Origin of the sequence: Rhizobium sp. T1470 (genome assembly GCF_042140505.1) — a bacterium.
GTDB classification, from domain to species: Bacteria; Pseudomonadota; Alphaproteobacteria; order Rhizobiales; family Rhizobiaceae; genus Rhizobium; species Rhizobium favelukesii.
This window is the reverse complement of the sequence record NZ_CP148091.1, coordinates 2,561,261-2,579,623: the sequence shown is the minus strand read 5'-3', so window position 1 is coordinate 2,579,623 and position 18,363 is coordinate 2,561,261. Positions and strand designations below refer to the sequence as shown.

Below are 18,363 nucleotides of genomic sequence, written 5' to 3'. Positions count from 1 at the left end.
TCGACCCCGCGACCATATGCAGCGCTTTTGGAGTTGTTCGCCTCCGCGGCTGCCTTTAAGAGAGTGGCGACGAAAGAAGCTGATTTGCAGCGAAAAGACAAGTTATCGACCAAGACAAGGAAACCGAATTCATGAGCGTCTCAGGCCTGCCATTCGATGATTTCCGGGCACTTCTGCGCGATCTGCCGGGGCCGGATGCCAGGGCACTCGCAGCCGCACGCGAACGCGATGCGCAGCTGACGAAGCCGCCCGGCGCGCTCGGCCGGCTCGAGGAAATTGCGTTCTGGCTTGCCGCTTGGACGGGCAAGGCACCGGCGGTGAACCGGCCGTTGGTGGCGATCTTCGCCGGCAACCACGGCGTTACTAGGCAGGGCATCACGCCGTTTCCGTCGGCCGTGACGCAGCAGATGGTCGAGAATTTCGCGGCCGGCGGCGCGGCCATCAACCAGATCTGCGTGGCCTATGATCTCGGCCTGAAGGTATTCGATCTCGCTCTCGACTACCCGACCGGCGATATCACCGAGGAGCCCGCGTTGTCGGAGCGCGATTGCGCGGCGACCATGGCATTCGGCATGGAAGCGATCGCAGGCGGCACCGATCTTCTCTGCATCGGCGAGATGGGAATCGGCAACACCACGATCGCAGCGGCGATCAACTATGCGCTTTACGGCGGCAACGCGCGCGACTGGGTCGGTCCGGGAACCGGCTCGGAAGGCGAGATGCTGGAGCGCAAGATTGCTGCTGTCGAAAAGGCGGTCGCGCTGCACAGCGATCACCTGGACGATCCGCTGGAGATCATGCGCCGCCTCGGCGGCCGCGAAATCGCGGCGATGGCTGGAGCCATCCTTGCCGCGCGAGTCGAGCGGATCCCGGTATTGATCGACGGTTATGTCGCAACGGCGGCCGCCGCCATCCTGAAGGCCGCCAATCCTTCAGCGCTCGACCACTGCCTGATCGGTCACGTCTCCGGCGAACCGGGTCATCTGCGGGCCGTCGAGATGCTCGGCAAGACGCCGCTTCTGGCGCTCGGCATGCGGCTCGGCGAGGGGACGGGAGCAGCGCTGGCGGCCGGGATCGTCAAGGCAGCGGCGGCCTGCCATTCCGGCATGGCAACGTTCTCGCAGGCCGGCGTCAGCAACAAGCACTGAGCTTTCGGGTTTGTGACAGGTTGATGACAGAGTTCTTGCCGCGGGGGTCGTGAACCGGTATTCGCAATTTCTGACTGGTGGCGGCAACGGCCGCCATTGATGGACAACGAGGGCACTTGATGAAACCTGCCGTGACAAAACTCACTGGCATCAGCCACTTCCTTGCAGCAGCCGGCTATTCGATCGGCGGTTTCCGGCGGCTGATCAAGGAGGCTGCGTTCCGGCAGGAACTGTTGTTCTTCGCGGTTTCGCTGATCCTGCTGATCGCTGTCGGTGCGGCACTCGCCGAGCTGATGATCGCCACTGTGTTGTTTCTCGCACTCTTCGCTGTCGAGGCGCTGAACACGGCGATCGAGGAAGTCATCGACAGGATTTCGCCCGAGATCTCGATGGTGGGAAAGCACGCCAAGGATCTCGGATCTTTCGCCGTCGTCTGCATGATCGTCGCATGCGGCGTGTTCCTGGTGTTCACGATCGGGAAGCATCTGCTGTTCGGATGACGGCGCCCGCAAGGTGCGCTCCTCGGCGGATGCATCGCTCGGCAAATAGTGATGCTTTTGGCCGTAGGCGGCAGCCATCAGAAACCACTAGCGCGGTAGCTTCGCCGCGGACGTGGCCGCGAGTTTCTTGCCCAGTTCGACTGCCTTGATAGATCCGTTGGTCTGGTAGAGCAGGCTCGCAATGACGCGTTGAGACTGTCGCTGACCGACAGGCTGGATGCCCGAGACGGCATCGCGAGACGCTGTCTTGCATGCTGCGCGCAAGGCGCCGTAGAACTCAGCGAGACCGCCAAACGAGCTCTCAAGAACCTGACCGATCCGACCGGCATCGACAATGACCTGCAGGACTTAAAAGACGACCCTGATTTGAAGCGGATCATCGACTAATTTAGGACGGCTACGCAAAGCTCCGACGCTTGCGGGAAACCACCGGCGTATCCTCGACTGCCGGGACGGTCTGCAGCACGCGCTTGGCGGGCAGGATCGCTATAACTTCGGTGCCTTCGCGCAGCTTCGACTTGAGGATGAACTGGCCGTCGTGCTTGGCGAGGATCGCCTGAACAATCGGCAGACCGAGGCCGGTGCCCTGTTCTGCGCTCTTGATCGCGATCGACCCCTGGCCGAAAGCCGACAGGACTACAGGGATCTCTTCTTCCGGAATTCCGGGACCGTTGTCCTTGATGGAGATGTACTGGCCGCCGCCTGCCGTCCAGCCGACCTTCACGTGGATTTCGCCGGCTTGTGGCGTGAACTTCACGGCGTTCGAAAGCAGGTTGAGGATGACCTGGCGCAGCGCTTTCTCGTCTGCCCAGACGGCAGGCAATTCGGCCTCGAACTGCTGCGAGATGGTGATGTTCTTGCCGCGGGCGCGCAGTTGCACCATGCCGATGCAATCTTCTGATATGTTCAGCAGCGAGATTGCGTCCTCGCTGAGCTCGTATTTGCCAGCCTCGATGCGCGACAGGTCGAGGATCTCGTTGATAAGGTTCAGCAGATGCTCGCCAGAGCGGTGGATGTCGTTGGTGTATTCCTTGTAGGTGGGGTTGTTGAGCGGCCCCATCACCTCGGCAGACATGACCTCCGAGAAGCCCAGGATGGCGTTAAGCGGTGTGCGCAATTCATGTGACATGGAGGCGAGGAAGCGGGACTTTGCCAGGTTCGCTTCCTCCGCCCGACGACGGGCTTCATCCGACATAGATTTTGCGACTTCCAGCTCGGCGATCAGATCGTCCTTCTCGGCCTGATATGCGAGGATCTTCAGGTTGGACTGGAAGAGCCGGTCGCTGATGTAGTTGAAAAGGATCACCGTCGTGGTGAAGATGGCCGTCAGGCTGATCTCGAGGATTTCGCGGGAGAGCCCGGCCTTGGCAACCAGTCCGAGAACGACAGGTGCAAAGGTTATCAGGACCGACGGCGTCAGCATGAAGTTCGACATTGCCGTGACGGAGAGCGCAATGAGCAGCGTGGCACCTTTGTAGAGCAGGAAGCTAGAGGGCTCGCATGCGGTGCAGTCCTGCAGGGCGAACACCGCCCAGCAGCAGCCAACCATGAATTGCCCAAGCAAGAGAACGCGGCGCCATTTGCGCGCGGTTGTCGCGTTGATCTCCTGACCGCGGGCGCGTCGCGCGAGGAACACGTTTGCGGCATGGGCCGTCAGCGTGAGCAGCGCCCACAGAAAGATCTGCGTGTTTTCGGTGAAGTAGACGCCGAGAGCGGCAATAATGATGACGAAGAGCGGTACGATCGACGCGCCCTGGGGGACAGCATTGATGTACATCACGAGGACGTCGCGATCGAATGCGCCGCTTGCTGCGTGGCTCGACTGGAGGCGTTCCCGCGTCAGTCGAACAGCCTTCGACACAGGCTTGTTCCGGTGACTGCGTGACTTGTCGACGATGTTCTTATCGGCCGATGTGCTAACGCCTGTACTCATTGTGCACGTTGAAACTTGATCCGCGGGTGTCTACACCCTAGACCGCAATTCTTAAGATGATGTTAGGCATCTTTGCCAAGGATTTGTTTTTGAAGGAGGCGAAAGCGTGACACGCGGTTTGCGGGTGATGCGCGACGGCGTGACGGCGCTGGCTCTGCTGGCATTCCTATGGCTGATTGCAGCCAAGCTGAACGACGGGGCCGAGACGGTTTATTCCGGCCAATTTCATGCGGCGGACGGCGACAGCCTGAACCTCGGCAAGGAGCGAATGCGGCTTTACGGCATCGATGCGCCGGAGCTCAGCCAGAGGTGCGAACGGGCAGGCAGCGCATGGGCATGCGGGCAGGAGGCGAAGCGGGCACTGCAGGTTCTTATCGTGCCGGCAGATACGCAGTGCAGCGGAACGGAGCGGGACCGCTTCGATCGTCTGCTTGTCGTCTGTCGTTCCGGCGGCGTCGATCTTAACGCTGCAATGGTGCGCAGAGGCATGGCGGTATCCTATGGCGCCTATGGCGACGAGGAAGCGCGGGCGCGGGTGGAGAAAGCCGGACTCTGGGCAGGCACGTTCGAGATGCCCCGCAGCGTCCGCGACCATGCGCCGCGTGCAGATGCTCGTGGCATCATGGGGTTGCTTGGATGGTGATTGGCAAAAACGCGCCGGACGAGTGGGTGCTGGATGCTCTTCGGCAGGAGATTGCAGCCTGCCGCATCTGTCGTGACGCGCCGCTTGGCGGGGCGGTCGCTCGTTTGCCGCACGAGCCACGGCCAGTCGCCGTGATATCGTCGAAGGCGAGGATATTGATCGCGGGGCAGGCGCCTGGCCTCAGGGTTCACGAGACCGGCATTCCGTTCAACGATGCATCCGGCGATCGCCTGCGCGACTGGCTGCAGGTCGATCGGGAGACGTTTTACGACCGCGATCGCTTCGCCATCGTGCCGATGGGCTTCTGTTTCCCCGGCTATGACGCCAAGGGTAGCGACCTGCCGCCGCGCCGCGAATGCGCACCACACTGGCAGAGCAGGACGATTTCGGCGATGCCGCAGATTGAACTTCTGCTGGCGGTCGGCCGATATGCGCAGGCCTGGCACATGGGCGCCAAGCGCCGCGAAAACATGACCGAGACAGTGCGGGCCTGGCGGGCGACGCTGTCGCATCGGCGCTCACCGGCAATTTTGCCGCTGCCACATCCGAGTTGGCGCAACACGGCCTGGATCAAGCGCAATCCGTGGTTCGAGGCGGAGCTGCTGCCAATTCTGCGGGAACGCGTGAAACTCCTGACTGACTGAAACAAAATTCTTTTAAACTGCCGGAATCGCGCTATACAGAGAAAATAATTCGAAGGGGCTTTGCTGTATGGACCGTCTTGACCGCAAGATCCTGCGCCTTTTGCAGGAAGATTCGACTTTGGCCGTTGCCGATCTCGCCAAGAAGGTCGGGCTTTCCACGACACCCTGCTGGCGGCGCATCCAGAAGATGGAAGAGGATGGCGTCATCAAGCGCCGCGTCGCCATCCTTGATCCGGAAAAGGTCAACACCAAGGTCACGGTCTTCGTGTCGATCCGGACAGCAACGCACTCGATCGAGTGGCTGCGGCGTTTTTCGGAAGTCGTTGCCGATTTTCCCGAGGTGGTCGAGTTCTATCGCATGAGCGGCGACGTGGACTATTTGCTGCGCGTGGTCGTGCCAGATATTGCCGCCTATGACGCCTTCTACAAGCGGATGATCGCGAAGATCGAGATCCGCGACGTGTCTTCCACCTTCGCCATGGAGCAGATCAAGTATTCGACGCAGCTGCCGCTCGATTACATGATTCTCGACAACGCCAAATCGAACGAGGACTGAGGGGACGCCGCTGGTCGCTGCGCCTTCTGCTACTCGCTTTGCCGCAGGTTTCTCAGCCGGTCGAAAAGAACCGCGAGAACGATCGCGCCGCCGATGAAGGTGCCCTGCCAGAAGGCATTGATACCAAGCAAGCCAAGGCTGTTTCGGATGACTTCGATCAAGGCAGCGCCGACGATGGCACCGAAGGCGGTGCCGACGCCGCCGGCGAGATTGGCGCCGCCGATGACGGCTGCGGCAATCACCTGCAGTTCCATGCCCGCGCCGATGTTCGTGGTTACGGCGCCAAGCCAGCCGGTCTGGATGATGCCGGCAACACCGGCCGACAACGCCGAGATCATATAGATCGCGACCTTGATCTTCCTGACGGGCACGCCAGTCAGCGTCGCGGCGTGCTCGTTTCCACCGATGGCGAAGACGTAGCGACCAAATCGCGTCCAGCGCAGCACAAAGCCGGTCAGAAGTGCCAGAACCGCCATGTATAGCACTGGGTTGGCGATGCCGAAGAGCCATGCGCCGCCGCCGAGCGCCAGCAGCTTGTCGTGATCCGGGCCAAACTGGAAGACGACGGTGTTGTTCGAGGCCACCATCGCGAGGCTGCGGGCAATCGACAACATGCCGAGCGTGACGACGAAGGGCGGGAAATCGAGATAGGCGATCAGGATGCCATTGAACGCGCCGACCACCAGCGCTGTGCCAATCGAGGCTGCAATGCCCGTTCCGATGCCGTAGCCGGCATGCATGGTAACCGCGAGCACCATACTACAGAGGCAAAGGACCGAACCGACCGAGAGGTCGATGCCGCCCGTGATGATGACCAGCGTCATGCCGAGCGCGATGATCGCGATGAAGGTGACGTTGCGGGTGATGTTGTAAAGGTTGGCGGGCGTGGCGAAGGAGCTGGTCGCGAAGGACAGGAAGATACAGGCGAGAACGACGGCAACGAGGACCCAGAAGGTCTGGCTCGCGAATACCGATGCGAACCAGCTGCGTTGCTTCTGCGCTATCGTCTGATCGAGGGTTATTGCCATGGTCGACCTTCACTTACGTTAGGACCGGGTACGGATCACACTTGTTCGATTGCGCCCGTTATGAGCCCTGTGACTTCCTCCGGCGAACTCGCCGCGATCTGCTTGTCGGCAACCTTGCGCCCGCGCCGCATGACAATCACACGGTCAGCAACCGAGAAGACATCAGGCATGCGGTGGCTGATCAGAATGACGGCGATGCCACGATCGCGCAGTTGGCGGATGAGGGCAAGAACCTCGGCAACCTGGCGCACGGAGATGGCGGCGGTGGGCTCGTCCATGAGCACGAGCTTTGCCTCCGCCAGCATGGTGCGGGCGATCGCGACCGCCTGGCGCTGACCGCCCGACATCTGCTTGACCAGGTCTCGCGGGCGCGTCTCCGATTTCAGTTCCCTGAAGATTTCGCCGGCGCGCCTGTACATCGTCTTGTAGTCGAGAATGCGCAGGGGCCCGAAACCGCGGCGGATTTCTTGGCCTAGGAACACGTTGGCGGCAGCCGTCAGATTGTTGCAAAGCGCCAGGTCCTGGTGGACGATCTCGATGCCCCGCTGCCGGGCTTCGACCGGCTTGTGCAGAATGAGGTCTTGACCATCAAGCTGCATCGTTCCGTGGCTTGGGCGGAAATTGCCGGCAATCATTTTCACGAGCGTCGACTTGCCGGCGCCGTTGTCGCCCATCAAGCCCACGACCTCTCCCGCCTCGAGCGAAAACGAAACGTCGTTGACCGCCTGTATGGCGCCGAAATGTTTTGAGATGTTGGCGAGCTCGAGAACTGCCACCAGCCGTCTAGCCTCCCAAAGCCGCGACCCTGTTTCGAGCCGCGATTTCGCCCGCCAGTTTCGTCCCCGCGAGCGCTCTCGACATTTATCCAGAACCACGCGAAACCGTCAATCGGATGTCGCTAATTTGCGGTCCCCGCTACAATTATTCGTTTTGTAGTACAATTTCGTTGACGCGCGGAAGTGTCTGTATATTAGCTGTTGTTGGAGGAGAGCATGCTGATCCTTGTCACCGGTGCAACGGGCAAGGTCGGGCAGCACTTCATCGTTGGGCTGCTCGACGATCCGCGATTTTCAAAGGCGCGCATTCGCGCGCTTTGTCATAATCGCTTGTGCCCAGAAACCGAGCGTGTCGAGGCGGTGCGCGGCTCGATCAGCGATCGCGAGGCGGTGAGGAATGCGCTCGCTGATGTCACGCATGTCGTGCATCTCGCGACGTGCAAGGAGACGCCAGACGAGGTCATGGACGTCACCGTCAAGGGACTTTTCTGGCTTCTCGAGGGCTTCAGAACGAGCGCCACTGCGCGCCAATTCATTCTCATCGGCGGCGATGCGGGGATCGGCCACTTCTTCTATCGCCATGAAGCGCCAATCACTGAAGCGACGCCGCATCAGGCCTATCCCGGCTGCTATGCGCTGTCGAAGGTGCTGGAAGAGGTGATGCTGGTGCAGTTCCAAATCCAGTACGGCATCAATGGCTGCTGTCTGCGTGCGCCCTGGATCATGGAGAAGGACGACTTCAAGTTCACATTGTCGTTCGGCGACGACGTTTTCGGCGGGCCGGACTGGAAGGCGCTCGTGCCGCGGGCTGACGCGGAACGCTATGCACGGGAGCACGCGGTTCCGCTGTTGCGTGATGCTGACGGCAGGCCCTTGAAGCGCAATTTCGTTCACGTCGACGACCTCGTCTCCGCGATCCTTGCCGCGCTCGACAATCCGCGCGCCAAAGGGCAGCTGTTCAACATTTGCATGGACCGACCCGTCGACTACGGTGAGGTTGCGGCCCACCTTGCGCGGACGCGCGAGCTCGGCTCGGTCGACATACCGAGCCAATTCCATTCGAACTGGATGGACAACAGCAAGGCGAAGTACCTGCTTGGATGGCGGCCCGTCTACGATCCGGAAATGCTTATCGACTCGGCCTGGGGGTATGTGCGTTCGGAGGAGGATCCTCGCATCGTCTGGTATCCGGGTTGATCATGTGGCGGGCGATGGCGTCCGCCATTTTCAATGGGAGGTAACTATGAGGAAGGCATTATTGCTTACAGCCGCGGTGCTGGCGCTGACGGCCGGACAGGCCCTGGCGGCCAAGAAACAGTTGGTCATCGTCGTGAAGGGCCTCGACAACCCGTTCTTCGAGGCGATCAACCAAGGTTGTCAGAAATGGAACAAGGAAAATCCGGACTCCGAATATGAATGCTTCTACACTGGTCCTGCATCGACCTCCGATGAAGCCGGCGAGGCGCAAATCGTTCAGGATATGTTGGGCAAAGCGGAAACGGCGGCCATCGCCATTTCACCGTCGAATGCCAAACTGATCGCACAGACGCTGAGAACGGCAAGCCCTAAAGTGCCTGTCATGACGCTCGACGCCGACCTTGCGGCAGAAGACTCAGCACTGCGCAAGACGTATCTCGGCACCGACAACTATCTGATGGGCGCACGCATCGGCGAATACATCAAGAAGGCAAAGCCGAAGGGCGGCAAGATCTGCACGATCGAAGGCAATCCTGGCGCCGACAATATCCTGCGCCGCGCTCAGGGGATGCGTGACACCCTGACCGGCCAGAAAGGCCTGGCCGAGCTGAAAGGCGAGGGCGGGTGGACGGAAGTTGCCGGTTGCCCGGTCTTCACGAACGACAACGGCGCCACCGGCGTGCAGGCGATGACCGATATTCTCGCCGCCAACACCGACCTCGATGCCTTCGGCATCATGGGCGGCTGGCCGCTGTTCGGCGCGCCGCAGCCCTATCGCGACCTGTTCAAGCCGATGGCTGAGAAGATTGGCAAGAACGAGTTCGTCATCGGTGCGGCCGACACGATCGGCGATGAAGTCGCCATCGCCAAGGAAGGCCTCGTGACGGCACTTGTCGGCCAGCGGCCATTCGAGATGGGCTACAAGGCACCATCGGTGATGATGGATCTGATCGCCGGCAAGCCGGTCGAGGATCCTGTTTTCACCGGCCTCGATGAGTGCACGAAGGATACGGTCGATACCTGCATCCAGAAATAGTTGGCAGGAGGGACAGTGGGTGGGCGAAGATCGTCCGCCCGCTGCTCTTTGACGGACGAATGCGGCGATCACTGCGCCGCCGATGTCCGCTCCAGCCTAGCGACGACCTTCTCGCTCGTCAGTTCCCGGACTGCATCCTTGCCGATCCAGCGGGCTGTCCGGTCGTCCGACGCGGCAAGGCTCTCGGCAAGTGCCAGCGCGCGACCATGACAGCGGAGGTTGCGTTTGCCGATGTTTCTCAGCGCCCAGTTCACCGCCTTGCGCACGAAATTGCGCGGGTCGGCAGCATGTGCCGCTATGAGCGGAAGCCATGCCAGCAACGTCTCGTCCGGCTCTTGCTTCAAATGAACGGCAGCGCCTGCCATCATCGCGAAGGCGGTTCGCCGGACAAACTCCCGATCATCGGCTGCGAATTCGGGGACTAGTGCCTCGATGCGGGCCTCGACGCAAAGATCGGCCGCGCAATCGACTATTTCCCACGAGTCGAAATCATCGGCCCAGGTTCGCGCGATATCTGGTGTGAGCTTCTTCGGTTCGGCCGTATAGAGTGCGAGTAGACGCGCCTCGCGGACGTTGCTTTGCCAAAGCTCGAGGGCACGGGCGTGGTTTCGCTTCGCTGCTCTGGCGATCTTTTGGAGGTCTGGAGTGGAGATTCCGAGCGCCGTTTCGATGACGATGCCGAAACGGGCCATACCTGCGATATTTTCCTCCGAGCGCAACGCCTGCAGATGCGCAATCAGCTCCGCGGCGGTGGAGGAAGGACCGATCATTTCTCGAGTCGAGCCAACAGCGAGGACGTATCCCATCTGTTGCCGCCCATGGCCTGTACGTCGCCGTAAAACTGGTCGACAAGGGCGGTGACTGGCAGCTTCGCGCCGTTGCGGCGCGCTTCGTTGAGGACGATACCGAGATCCTTGCGCATCCAATCGATGGCGAAGCCGAAGTCGTACTTGCCCGCGTTCATCGTCTTGTGCCTGTTCTCCATCTGCCAAGAGCCGGCGGCACCCTTGGAGATAACCTCGACAACCTTCTCGATGTCGAGGCCGGCGCGCTTGCCGAAATGAATGCCTTCCGCGAGCCCCTGGACGAGACCGGCGATGCAGATCTGGTTGATCATCTTGGTCAGCTGACCGGCGCCGGCCGGTCCCATGAGGCCGACCATGCGGGCGTAAGCATCGATCACCGGCTTCGCCTTCTCGAACGTGGCTTCATCGCCGCCGCACATGACGGTCAGAACGCCGTTTTCGGCGCCTGCCTGCCCGCCGGAGACGGGGGCGTCGATAAAGCCACAGCCCTTGTCTTTCGCCGCGCCATAAAGCTCGCGGGCGACTTCTGCGCTCGCGGTCGTATTGTCGATCAGGATCGCACCCGGCTTCATCGTCTCGAGAGCGCCGTTCTCCGCCATTGTCACTGCGCGGAGATCATCGTCATTGCCAACACAGGTAAAGACGAAATCAGCATCCTTTGCGGCTTCCGCGGGCGTGGGGGCCGACTTGCCGCCGAATCTCTCCGCCCAGGCGGCGGCCTTTCCTGCGGTCCGGTTATAGACCGTGACGTCATGGCCGCCTTTCACCTTGAGGTGGCCCGCCATGGGAAACCCCATCACGCCGAGACCGATGAATGCGACTTTTGCCATGTGCCTATCCTTTCGCGATTGCAGGGCACGAGGATTAGCCGAAAGTACCGCGCGCGAAAAGTCGCCGGGGCCGCAAGTGACCTCGCAGCGGAAAAATTTTCCCCGAAAGCAGCGAATACTGGTCCGGATAATCCCGCAAGCGCACAAAGATAATAAATATAAATGTCGATTGAGTTTATAGAGTTTATCAGAATTGGAGTATCGAAACATTGGAGAGGTGAGACCTGCCGACTTCCAAGGAGGAACAACTGTGATTTCACGACGTCAAACACTGGGGCTTTTCGGCGCGGCTGCGGCCACGGCATTGTTGCCGGGAATCAAAGGCGCGCGTGCGGCAGCGTCCGAGTTCCGCATCGGCTGGCAGAAGAACGGGGTACTCGCTTTGGCCAAGCGGCGCGGCGCGCTGGAAAAGCGGCTTGCCGACAGAGGCATCACCGTCAGCTGGTCGGAATTCACCTCCGGTCCGCCGCTGCTGGAGGCGCTCGGCGCAGGTGCGCTCGATTTCGGTGCAACGGGCGACGTGCCGCCGCTTTTCGCCCAGGCGTCCGGTGGACACCTCTACTATGTGGGACTGTATCGGGGCAGTTCGGCAGGCTCGGCAATCCTTGTCCGAAATGATTCGCCGATCCAGACGCTCGAAGACCTGAAGGGCAAGAAGGTCGCTTTCAAGCGCGGTTCGAGCGCCCACAATGTAACGGTCAAGGCTTTGCGCAAGGCTGGCCTGACGCCGGAAGATATCGAGGGTCTGGATCTCAGCCCGCCGGACGCGGCCGCTGCTTTCAAGAACGGCAGCATCGATGCATGGTCGATCTGGGATCCATATCTGGCCATTGCTCAGGCCGATCCCGAAACTCGGGTTCTGACCACGGCCGAGGGCATTGTCGACTCCTACAGCTTCTTCCTTGCGAATGCCGAGTTCACCGATGCGAACGGACAGGTCATCGTCGACGTGCTTGATGAACTTGCGCAGGTCGGCCGGTCCGCACAGAGCAATCTCGAAGCGACAGTCACGGAGCTCTCCGAAATCACCGGCGTGCCGCCGGAGGTAACGCGCGTGACGCTGACGCGTGCCGGCGCCGATCTCGGCAGCGTATCCGGCATTACGGACGCCGCTGCGGCCTACCAGCAGGCGCTGGCAGATGAGTTCTACAAGCTCGGCATCGTCCCGAAGCAGCTGAAGACCGGCGATATCGTCTGGCGTGCGAAGGCAAGCTGATTTCAATTCCGACTAGAAGGCATCAGATCCATGACCGGCAAACACGATCCTATCAATTTTCTCTGGTTCATCCCGACCTCGGGGGATGGCGCCTATCTTGGCTCGAACGAACAGACGCGTGCTCCAGAGATCGGCTATCTCACGCAGATTGCCCAGGCAGCCGATCGCCTGGGCTATTCTGGTGTATTGCTGCCGACGGGCGTGGCCTGCGAAGAATCCTTCGTTACCGCCGCAGCTCTTGCCGCCAAGACCGAGAGGCTGCAGTTCCTGGTGGCAATCCGTCCTGGCACGGCCTCGCCGGCATATTACGCGCGTCTAACGACGACGCTCGATCGTATTTCGAACGGGCGCCTGCTGCTCAACATCGTCGTCGGCGGCAGTCCGGCAGAACTTGCAGGCGACGGCATTCATCTCGCGCATGACGAGCGCTATGCCCATGCCGATGAATTCTTCACCGTTTTTGAAGAGCTGCTTGAAAAAGGTACCGCGAGCTACGACGGCAAGTACATCAAGGCGACAAATGCGCGCCTTGGCTTCCCCTCCGTCCAGAACCCGCGTCCTCCGCTCTATTTCGGTGGTTCGTCGGACGCCGGCATCGATTTCTCGGTCGGTCGCGTCGACAAGTACCTGACCTGGGGCGAGCCACCGGCCCAGGTTGCCGAAAAGGTTCAAAAGGTGCGCGCCGCTGCCGCGCAAAAGGGGCGCGAGGTCAGCTTCGGCATTCGCCTGCATTTCATCGTCCGCGAAACGGACGAGGAGGCATGGGCAGCGGCCGATCGCCTGATCTCGAAACTCGACGATGAGACGATCCGCGAGGCGCAGGAGCGCTTCGTCAAGGAATCCGATTCTGTCGGCCAGAAGCGCATGGCGGCATTGCACGGCGGTCGCCGGGAAAAGCTGGAGGTCTCGCCGAACCTGTGGGCCGGTGTCGGCCTAGTGCGCGCCGGGGCAGGGACGGCACTGGTCGGCTCGCCGAAGACAGTGGCCGCGCGCCTGCGCGAATATCAGGATGTCGGTATCGATACCGTCATCGGATCCGGTTATCCGCATCTCGAGGAGGCCTACCGCGTTGCCGAGCTGCTGTTCCCCGAACTCGGGATCACGCGCCAAGAGCAGCGACACGGCTTCCAGACCGATTTCGGAAAGCATCAGGTCTTCGGCGGCGGCAGCCATGGCGGAAACCTGAAAGTGGTCTCCGGCTCCTGATCCGCCAATTGGCGCCGCCCCGGTGTCGGGCGGCGCTTTTTCATTGGGGAACGCACCGGGTCCGGAAGCTAGATAGAGTACGCAGAAGCGAGGAAATTCTTCATGTCGACTTTCGATACGCCGATCGGGCGGGCGCTGACCGAGCGCGCTGAACGCAAGAGAAGCCTCCGAGTCTCGCTTCCGGGGCGCGATAAGGTGTTTCCCTTCCTCGTGCCCGTGGCAATCATTGCCGCCTGGCAGCTGGCCTCGTCAGTCGGCTGGATCTCCTCCCGCATCATGCCATCACCTGTTGACGTCGCCGCGGCCTTCTGGTCGACGACCGTCACCGGGCAGCTTCCCCATGATATTCTGGTCAGCGCCGCCCGCGCCTTTGCGGGATTGCTGGTCGGCGGCTCGATCGGTTTCCTCCTCGGCATCGCCAACGGCGTCTCGAAAGTCTCGGAGCAGCTGACGGATACGACACTGCAGATGCTACGCACGATCCCGCATCTCGCCATGATCCCGCTGGTCATCCTCTGGTTTGGGATCGGAGAAGAATCGAAGTTATTCCTGACCTCTCTCGGCGTGCTTTTTCCGGTCTATCTCAACACCTATCACGGCGTTCGCAACGTTGACCGCGATCTGATCGAGATGGGCGGGGTCTATGGGATGGGAAGCTGGACCTTGTTCCGGAAAGTGATCTTCCCCGGCGCGCTGCCGTCGATCTTCGTCGGCCTGCGCTATGCGCTCGGCATCATGTGGCTGACCTTGATCGTGTCTGAATCGATCGCGGCTTCATCAGGCATCGGTCACATGGCGAACAACGCCCGCGAATTCATGATGACCGACGTGGTCGTGCTGGCCCTGGTGATCTACGCCGTTCTCGGCAAGCTTGCCGATGTCGTTGCCCGTGCCCTGGAGCGCCGGGCGCTCAAATGGAACCCGGTTTACGAAAAGTAGGAGTGGCGCCATGACCATCATCGCGCATGAGCGTTTTCAAGGGGCTGCGGATGAAATTGAATACGAGACAGATCGTGCGACACCGGCCGGCACCGGTGCTGCGGCAATCACGCTGAAGGGACTTGAGAAAAGCTTCGGCAGCAACCGCGTGCTGCGCGGTATCAACCTCCACATTCCGGCCGGCCAGTTCGTCGCTGTCATCGGCAAGAGCGGTTGCGGCAAGAGTACGCTGCTGCGGATCCTGATGGGGCTCGACGAGCCGACGAGCGGCGAACTGCATTTCGAAAACCCCGATGGCGCGGATTCCGAGGCGAACGCCCGGATCGTGTTTCAGGAGCCTCGTCTGCTCCCCTGGCTGAGCGTCGCCGAAAATGTGGCGGTCGGGCTCGGTGACGGGATCGACAAGCGGGTCGCCGCCGCTGAGGTCGAGGCGGTACTCGGTGAGGTACAGCTTGCCGAGAAGGTGAAGGAATGGCCGGCTCGTCTTTCAGGCGGCCAACGGCAGCGTATCGCGCTGGCGCGGGCACTTGTGAGCAAGCCCGGCGTCCTGGCGCTCGACGAACCGCTCGGCGCACTCGACGCACTGACGCGGATCACCATGCAGGAACTGCTCAATCGCGTATGGCGAGAGCTGGGCTTTACCGCGGTGCTGGTCACGCATGATGTCAGCGAGGCGGTGCATCTTGCCGATCGTGTCATCGTCCTGGACGAGGGGCGCGTTGCGCTTGACCTGGCGATCCCCTATCCGCACCCGCGCCGCCACGGCAACCCGGAGCTTGCCGAACTCGAAGGGCGACTGCTCGCGGTGATCCTGGGGACGGACACCGCTCACTGAACTGAACCGTTCGTGATGTCCGACAGGCGAATCTCAGATCGCGCCGTCGACGATCACCATCGGTGTGCCCTGCGAGCAGCGCTCGATGCGGGCGTTGATCTTGTAGATGTCGCGAAGCATGGCGTCTGTGATGACGTGCGACGTCGGCCCGCTCGCCGCCATCATGCCACTGGCAATGACGATCGTGTTCTCACAATAGCGCAGCGCGTGATTGAGGTCGTGGAGCGCGATCAGCACGATCATTCCGTTGCGGCGGGCAAGGTCGGCGATAAAGCTTAGCACTTCGACCTGTCTGTGGAGGTCGAGTGCAGAGGTCGGCTCATCCATCAGCAGCACTTCAGGCTTGCGGACCAATGCCTGCGCGAGGGACACGAGCTGACGCTGACCTCCGGACAGTTCGCCAAGGCCGCGGAAGGCGAGGTTTTCGATACGGAGGGCCTTCAGGATCTCATCGATGCCATCAAGCTCGTCGTCGGCGACCCGCCAGCCGCTGCCTTGCTTGGCCGACAGAAGGATCGATTCAAACACGGTCAGTACGGCATTGGCGCCCGTATCCTGCGGCATGTCGCAGATCGTTCGCGATCCGCGATCGGTGTCGGAAAGCTCGACCAGTCCGGGACCCTTCACCAAGCAAGCAATCCGCTTGAACAGCGTCGACTTGCCGGCCGCGTTGGGGCCGATGATGGCGGTGACGCTGCCGCCTTTCAGATCGTCGATGCTCACGTTTGATAGAACGGTCATGCGCCCGTAGGCGGCGCCGACGTCTGCGAGGGCCAGCGCTACCATGCGCGCCTCCTGTTGCTGAAGATGAGAATGAAGAAAAAGGGTACGCCAACGAGCGCCGTGATGACGCCAATCGGCAGGATCGCCCCTGGGATCAGGATCTTGCTGACGACCGATGTCACCGACAGGAGAAGTGCGCCACAGATGACCGAGCCCGGCAGGAAGAAGCGCTGATCTTCGCCGACAACCATGCGGGCGATATGCGGGCCGACGAGCCCAACGAAGCCGATCGTGCCGACGAACGACACCGGGATGGCGGCCAGAAGGCTGACGATCATCATCGTTTGCAGACGCAGCCGGCGGACGTTGATACCGAGACTGGCGGCCTTGTCGTCCCCGAGCCGCAGGGCGGTCAGCGCCCAGGCCTGTCGCATGAAGAGCGGCACAGTGACAGCAAGCACCGCGGCAGTGAAATAGACCTTCGCCCAAGTGGCCTTGGTCAGGCTGCCCATCGTCCAGAAAACGACGGCGGCCAGCGCCTGTTCGGAGGCGAGGTATTCCAGCAGCGACAGTGCGGCATTGAAGGTGAAGACGAGGGCAATGCCGAGGAGCACGATCGTTTCGACGCTCACGCCGCGCATGGTCGAGGCAAAGTGGATGAAGAGCGCAGCCGCCATCGCCATCAGGAATGCATTCAGCGGCACCATGTATTCGATCGCGCCCGGAAAGATCGCAACGCCGCCGACAAGTGCCAGAGCGGCGCCGAAGCTCGCGGCGGCGGAAATGCCCAGCGTGAAGGGGCTCGCCAGCGGGTTTGAAAGGATCGTCTGCATCTGCGCACCCGCCACGGAAAGCGAGGCACCGACGGTGACCGCCATCAAGGCAATCGGCATGCGGATATCCCAGATGATGACCCGAAGCTGGTTGGCAGCCGCGGCGGGGTCAAAGAGCGCCGACAACACGTCCGAAAGCGCATAGTTGGCAGGCCCGAGCGCCATATCGGCCGAGATGCTGAAACAGAGCGCCGCGGTGAGCGCGACAAGGATGAGGATACGGCGAAACGCAAGGGCGCGATATTGCTCGCGCCCCGTCGTTTCAACCTGAACCTGACCGAATGAGGCCATCAGTTGGAGCCTTTTTCAAGAGAAACGAAATAGCCCGGCTTGTACGTCACCGGCAGGAACTTCCTGTGGAATTCCGCGAAGTCGGCTTCGGGATCGAGATCGGCGAAGAGTTCCGGGTGAAACCACTTGGCGAATTGCTGAATCGGGAAGAACTCGTAGGGCGCGCCATAGAACTGATGCCAGACGGCATGCACGTTGCCGCTCTTCACGGCCTTCAACTCAGGAAATGGTGTGCGTGTCATGAGATTTGCCAGCTTCTCGCGCGCCAGCGTCATATCCGCGCCGCGCCCAACGGGCACGAACTGGTTGATGTCGGATTCGGCTGCCCAGTTTGATCCGGTAACGATGACATGCTCCGGATCCGAGATGACGAGTTGTTCGGGATTGAGATCGCCGAACGTTGTCTTGATGCCGTCGGCAGCAACATTGTGGCCGCCAGCCTGTTCGACCATGGCGCCGAAATTGACCGGGCCGAAGGTGCGGCAGCACGTGTTTTCGCCGGAAATGCCGGGCGCGCGTTCGATAAAGACGCTTGGCCGCTTGAGATCCTCGACGGTCGCAAGTCTGTCGGTCACGCGCGCAATCTCGGCGCGGCGATAGGCGATAAACTCCTTGGCCCGCTCTTCCGCGCCGAAGAGCTTGCCGACAAGCTCGATCGAAACCTCGCTGTTTTTGTCCGGATCAATTCGGAAATCGAGATAGACGACCTTGATGCCCGCGGCGGCCGCCTTCTCCTCGAAACCGCTTTCCTTTGCGGACTTTTCCGATTCGAGATTGAGCGTGATGACATCCGGCGACAACGAGATCGCTGTTTCGAGGCTGAAATCGCCCTGGGGCACATAGCCGAAACGCGGTAGTTTCTCGATCTGTGGGAAACGTTCGGCGTAGGCCTTGTAACTGTCGGGGTCCTTCTTGATGAGGTCGTTGCGCCAACCGACGATGGTGTCGAAGGCCTGCTCACCCTTGAGCGCCGCGATCACATGGATCTGGCGCGCCTCGCCAACGATGACGCGCTTGGCGGGCAGGTCGGCCTCGACCGTGCGGCCGGCGACATCGGTGATTTCCGCTGACAGGACGGGGGTGGTCAGGAGCGCCAGCGAAAGGGCGGCAACGTGCCGGAGTGTCGTGAACCGCATGGAGACCTCTATTTGAAGCAAAAACGAACCGAGCCGCACGTTTGCGGCTCGCCCTGCGGTGCGCCGGCTGACCTCTCGGGTCATGCC

Annotated in this window: 20 protein-coding genes; 12 read left to right on the top strand and 8 right to left on the bottom strand. The window is 61.2% G+C overall.

What is annotated here, in order from left to right; translation table 11 throughout:
* The first annotated feature begins 131 nt into the window (after positions 1-131).
* The 3 genes from cobT to WGT02_RS13030 all read left to right on the top strand — a co-directional run bounded on the left by cobT (position 132) and on the right by WGT02_RS13030 (position 2,035).
* Positions 132-1,148: a nicotinate-nucleotide--dimethylbenzimidazole phosphoribosyltransferase gene (cobT, locus tag WGT02_RS13040; protein WP_024312852.1), complete on the top strand. Its 1,017-nt coding sequence runs from the start codon at positions 132-134 to the stop codon at positions 1,146-1,148.
* Between the two features lie 119 nt (positions 1,149-1,267).
* Entirely contained in the window at positions 1,268-1,648 is a 381-nt protein-coding gene (locus WGT02_RS13035; RefSeq protein WP_029709865.1) for a diacylglycerol kinase, read from the top strand.
* 189 nt (positions 1,649-1,837) lie between these two features.
* The gene (locus WGT02_RS13030) at positions 1,838-2,035 is read left to right on the top strand and encodes a hypothetical protein (protein WP_024312850.1); all 198 of its coding nucleotides are present in this window, start codon (positions 1,838-1,840) and stop codon (positions 2,033-2,035) included.
* Between the two features lie 10 nt (positions 2,036-2,045).
* On the opposite strand, the gene WGT02_RS13025 is transcribed toward WGT02_RS13030, so the two are convergent.
* On the bottom strand, positions 2,046-3,581 hold the full coding sequence (locus WGT02_RS13025; RefSeq protein ID WP_208250267.1) for a sensor histidine kinase KdpD: 1,536 nt from the start codon (positions 3,579-3,581) through the stop codon (positions 2,046-2,048).
* A gap of 106 nt (positions 3,582-3,687) precedes the next feature.
* Here WGT02_RS13025 and WGT02_RS13020 point away from each other — a divergent pair, with 106 nt between their 5' ends.
* The 3 genes from WGT02_RS13020 to WGT02_RS13010 all read left to right on the top strand — a co-directional run bounded on the left by WGT02_RS13020 (position 3,688) and on the right by WGT02_RS13010 (position 5,424).
* Positions 3,688-4,224, top strand: a complete 537-nt coding sequence (locus WGT02_RS13020) for a thermonuclease family protein (protein WP_024312848.1) — start codon at positions 3,688-3,690, stop codon at positions 4,222-4,224.
* Entirely contained in the window at positions 4,218-4,868 is a 651-nt protein-coding gene (locus WGT02_RS13015; protein WP_024312847.1) for a uracil-DNA glycosylase family protein, read from the top strand. Before WGT02_RS13020 ends, WGT02_RS13015 begins: the two co-directional genes overlap by 7 nt.
* Before the next feature lie 67 nt (positions 4,869-4,935).
* Complete coding sequence (locus tag WGT02_RS13010; RefSeq protein ID WP_024312846.1) at positions 4,936-5,424, top strand: Lrp/AsnC family transcriptional regulator; 489 nt, start codon at positions 4,936-4,938, stop codon at positions 5,422-5,424.
* Between the two features lie 29 nt (positions 5,425-5,453).
* Here the strand turns inward: WGT02_RS13010 and WGT02_RS13005 are convergent, their stop codons facing one another.
* Positions 5,454-6,452: an ABC transporter permease gene (locus WGT02_RS13005; RefSeq protein ID WP_024312845.1), complete on the bottom strand. Its 999-nt coding sequence runs from the start codon at positions 6,450-6,452 to the stop codon at positions 5,454-5,456.
* A 35-nt stretch (positions 6,453-6,487) separates the two neighbouring features.
* Positions 6,488-7,231 (bottom strand): ATP-binding cassette domain-containing protein, encoded by a 744-nt coding sequence (locus tag WGT02_RS13000; RefSeq protein WP_208250589.1) that lies wholly within the window; start codon positions 7,229-7,231, stop codon positions 6,488-6,490.
* Between the two features lie 213 nt (positions 7,232-7,444).
* Here WGT02_RS13000 and WGT02_RS12995 point away from each other — a divergent pair, with 213 nt between their 5' ends.
* Together WGT02_RS12995 and WGT02_RS12990 are read left to right on the top strand one after the other, a co-directional pair.
* Entirely contained in the window at positions 7,445-8,425 is a 981-nt protein-coding gene (locus tag WGT02_RS12995) for an NAD(P)-dependent oxidoreductase (protein WP_024312843.1), read from the top strand.
* Between the two features lie 46 nt (positions 8,426-8,471).
* Positions 8,472-9,461, top strand: coding sequence for a substrate-binding domain-containing protein (locus tag WGT02_RS12990; RefSeq protein ID WP_024312842.1), 990 nt, complete (start codon positions 8,472-8,474; stop codon positions 9,459-9,461).
* A 68-nt stretch (positions 9,462-9,529) separates the two neighbouring features.
* Here the strand turns inward: WGT02_RS12990 and WGT02_RS12985 are convergent, their stop codons facing one another.
* On the bottom strand, positions 9,530-10,231 hold the full coding sequence (locus tag WGT02_RS12985; RefSeq protein ID WP_208250268.1) for a DNA alkylation repair protein: 702 nt from the start codon (positions 10,229-10,231) through the stop codon (positions 9,530-9,532).
* The gene (locus tag WGT02_RS12980) at positions 10,228-11,097 is read right to left on the bottom strand and encodes an NAD(P)-dependent oxidoreductase (protein WP_024312840.1); all 870 of its coding nucleotides are present in this window, start codon (positions 11,095-11,097) and stop codon (positions 10,228-10,230) included. The genes WGT02_RS12985 and WGT02_RS12980 overlap by 4 nt, the downstream gene beginning before the upstream one ends.
* 250 nt (positions 11,098-11,347) lie before the next feature.
* Between WGT02_RS12980 and WGT02_RS12975 the strand changes: the two genes are divergently transcribed.
* The 4 genes from WGT02_RS12975 to WGT02_RS12960 all read left to right on the top strand — a co-directional run bounded on the left by WGT02_RS12975 (position 11,348) and on the right by WGT02_RS12960 (position 15,293).
* Positions 11,348-12,313: an aliphatic sulfonate ABC transporter substrate-binding protein gene (locus WGT02_RS12975; protein WP_024312839.1), complete on the top strand. Its 966-nt coding sequence runs from the start codon at positions 11,348-11,350 to the stop codon at positions 12,311-12,313.
* 30 nt (positions 12,314-12,343) lie between these two features.
* Positions 12,344-13,519 carry an FMNH2-dependent alkanesulfonate monooxygenase gene (gene ssuD, locus WGT02_RS12970; RefSeq protein ID WP_024312838.1) on the top strand — a complete coding sequence of 392 codons (1,176 nt, stop codon included), beginning with the start codon at positions 12,344-12,346 and terminating at the stop codon, positions 13,517-13,519.
* A 102-nt stretch (positions 13,520-13,621) separates the two neighbouring features.
* Positions 13,622-14,458 carry an ABC transporter permease subunit gene (locus tag WGT02_RS12965; protein WP_024312837.1) on the top strand — a complete coding sequence of 279 codons (837 nt, stop codon included), beginning with the start codon at positions 13,622-13,624 and terminating at the stop codon, positions 14,456-14,458.
* 10 nt (positions 14,459-14,468) lie between these two features.
* Positions 14,469-15,293, top strand: coding sequence for an ABC transporter ATP-binding protein (locus WGT02_RS12960; protein WP_024312836.1), 825 nt, complete (start codon positions 14,469-14,471; stop codon positions 15,291-15,293).
* 33 nt (positions 15,294-15,326) lie between these two features.
* On the opposite strand, the gene WGT02_RS12955 is transcribed toward WGT02_RS12960, so the two are convergent.
* Genes WGT02_RS12955 through WGT02_RS12945 form a run of 3 tightly spaced genes read right to left on the bottom strand, consistent with a single transcriptional unit; the run spans position 15,327 to position 18,276 of the window.
* The gene (locus WGT02_RS12955; protein WP_208250269.1) at positions 15,327-16,079 is read right to left on the bottom strand and encodes an ABC transporter ATP-binding protein; all 753 of its coding nucleotides are present in this window, start codon (positions 16,077-16,079) and stop codon (positions 15,327-15,329) included.
* Positions 16,073-17,140, bottom strand: a complete 1,068-nt coding sequence (locus WGT02_RS12950; protein WP_024312834.1) for an iron ABC transporter permease — start codon at positions 17,138-17,140, stop codon at positions 16,073-16,075. Before WGT02_RS12950 ends, WGT02_RS12955 begins: the two co-directional genes overlap by 7 nt.
* A complete protein-coding gene (locus tag WGT02_RS12945) occupies positions 17,140-18,276 on the bottom strand; it encodes an ABC transporter substrate-binding protein (RefSeq protein WP_208250271.1) in 1,137 nt (378 codons plus the stop codon). Before WGT02_RS12945 ends, WGT02_RS12950 begins: the two co-directional genes overlap by 1 nt.
* Positions 18,277-18,363 lie beyond the last annotated feature (87 nt).

Excerpts from the sequence above, each read along its gene's own strand:
- WGT02_RS13025 (WP_208250267.1), bottom strand. The coding sequence starts at position 3,581 with ATGAGTACAGGCGTTAGCACATCGGCCGATAAGAACATCGTCGACAAG.
- cobT (WP_024312852.1), top strand. The coding sequence starts at position 132 with ATGAGCGTCTCAGGCCTGCCATTCGATGATTTCCGGGCACTTCTGCGC.
- WGT02_RS13015 (WP_024312847.1), top strand. The coding sequence starts at position 4,218 with ATGGTGATTGGCAAAAACGCGCCGGACGAGTGGGTGCTGGATGCTCTT.
- WGT02_RS12955 (WP_208250269.1), bottom strand. The coding sequence starts at position 16,079 with ATGGTAGCGCTGGCCCTCGCAGACGTCGGCGCCGCCTACGGGCGCATG.
- WGT02_RS12985 (WP_208250268.1), bottom strand. The coding sequence starts at position 10,231 with ATGATCGGTCCTTCCTCCACCGCCGCGGAGCTGATTGCGCATCTGCAG.
- WGT02_RS12990 (WP_024312842.1), top strand. The coding sequence starts at position 8,472 with ATGAGGAAGGCATTATTGCTTACAGCCGCGGTGCTGGCGCTGACGGCC.
- WGT02_RS13010 (WP_024312846.1), top strand. The coding sequence starts at position 4,936 with ATGGACCGTCTTGACCGCAAGATCCTGCGCCTTTTGCAGGAAGATTCG.
- WGT02_RS12950 (WP_024312834.1), bottom strand. The coding sequence starts at position 17,140 with ATGGCCTCATTCGGTCAGGTTCAGGTTGAAACGACGGGGCGCGAGCAA.
- WGT02_RS13005 (WP_024312845.1), bottom strand. The coding sequence starts at position 6,452 with ATGGCAATAACCCTCGATCAGACGATAGCGCAGAAGCAACGCAGCTGG.
- WGT02_RS13035 (WP_029709865.1), top strand. The coding sequence starts at position 1,268 with ATGAAACCTGCCGTGACAAAACTCACTGGCATCAGCCACTTCCTTGCA.
- WGT02_RS12945 (WP_208250271.1), bottom strand. The coding sequence starts at position 18,276 with ATGCGGTTCACGACACTCCGGCACGTTGCCGCCCTTTCGCTGGCGCTC.
- WGT02_RS12960 (WP_024312836.1), top strand. The coding sequence starts at position 14,469 with ATGACCATCATCGCGCATGAGCGTTTTCAAGGGGCTGCGGATGAAATT.
- WGT02_RS12980 (WP_024312840.1), bottom strand. The coding sequence starts at position 11,097 with ATGGCAAAAGTCGCATTCATCGGTCTCGGCGTGATGGGGTTTCCCATG.
- ssuD (WP_024312838.1), top strand. The coding sequence starts at position 12,344 with ATGACCGGCAAACACGATCCTATCAATTTTCTCTGGTTCATCCCGACC.
- WGT02_RS12965 (WP_024312837.1), top strand. The coding sequence starts at position 13,622 with ATGTCGACTTTCGATACGCCGATCGGGCGGGCGCTGACCGAGCGCGCT.
- WGT02_RS12995 (WP_024312843.1), top strand. The coding sequence starts at position 7,445 with ATGCTGATCCTTGTCACCGGTGCAACGGGCAAGGTCGGGCAGCACTTC.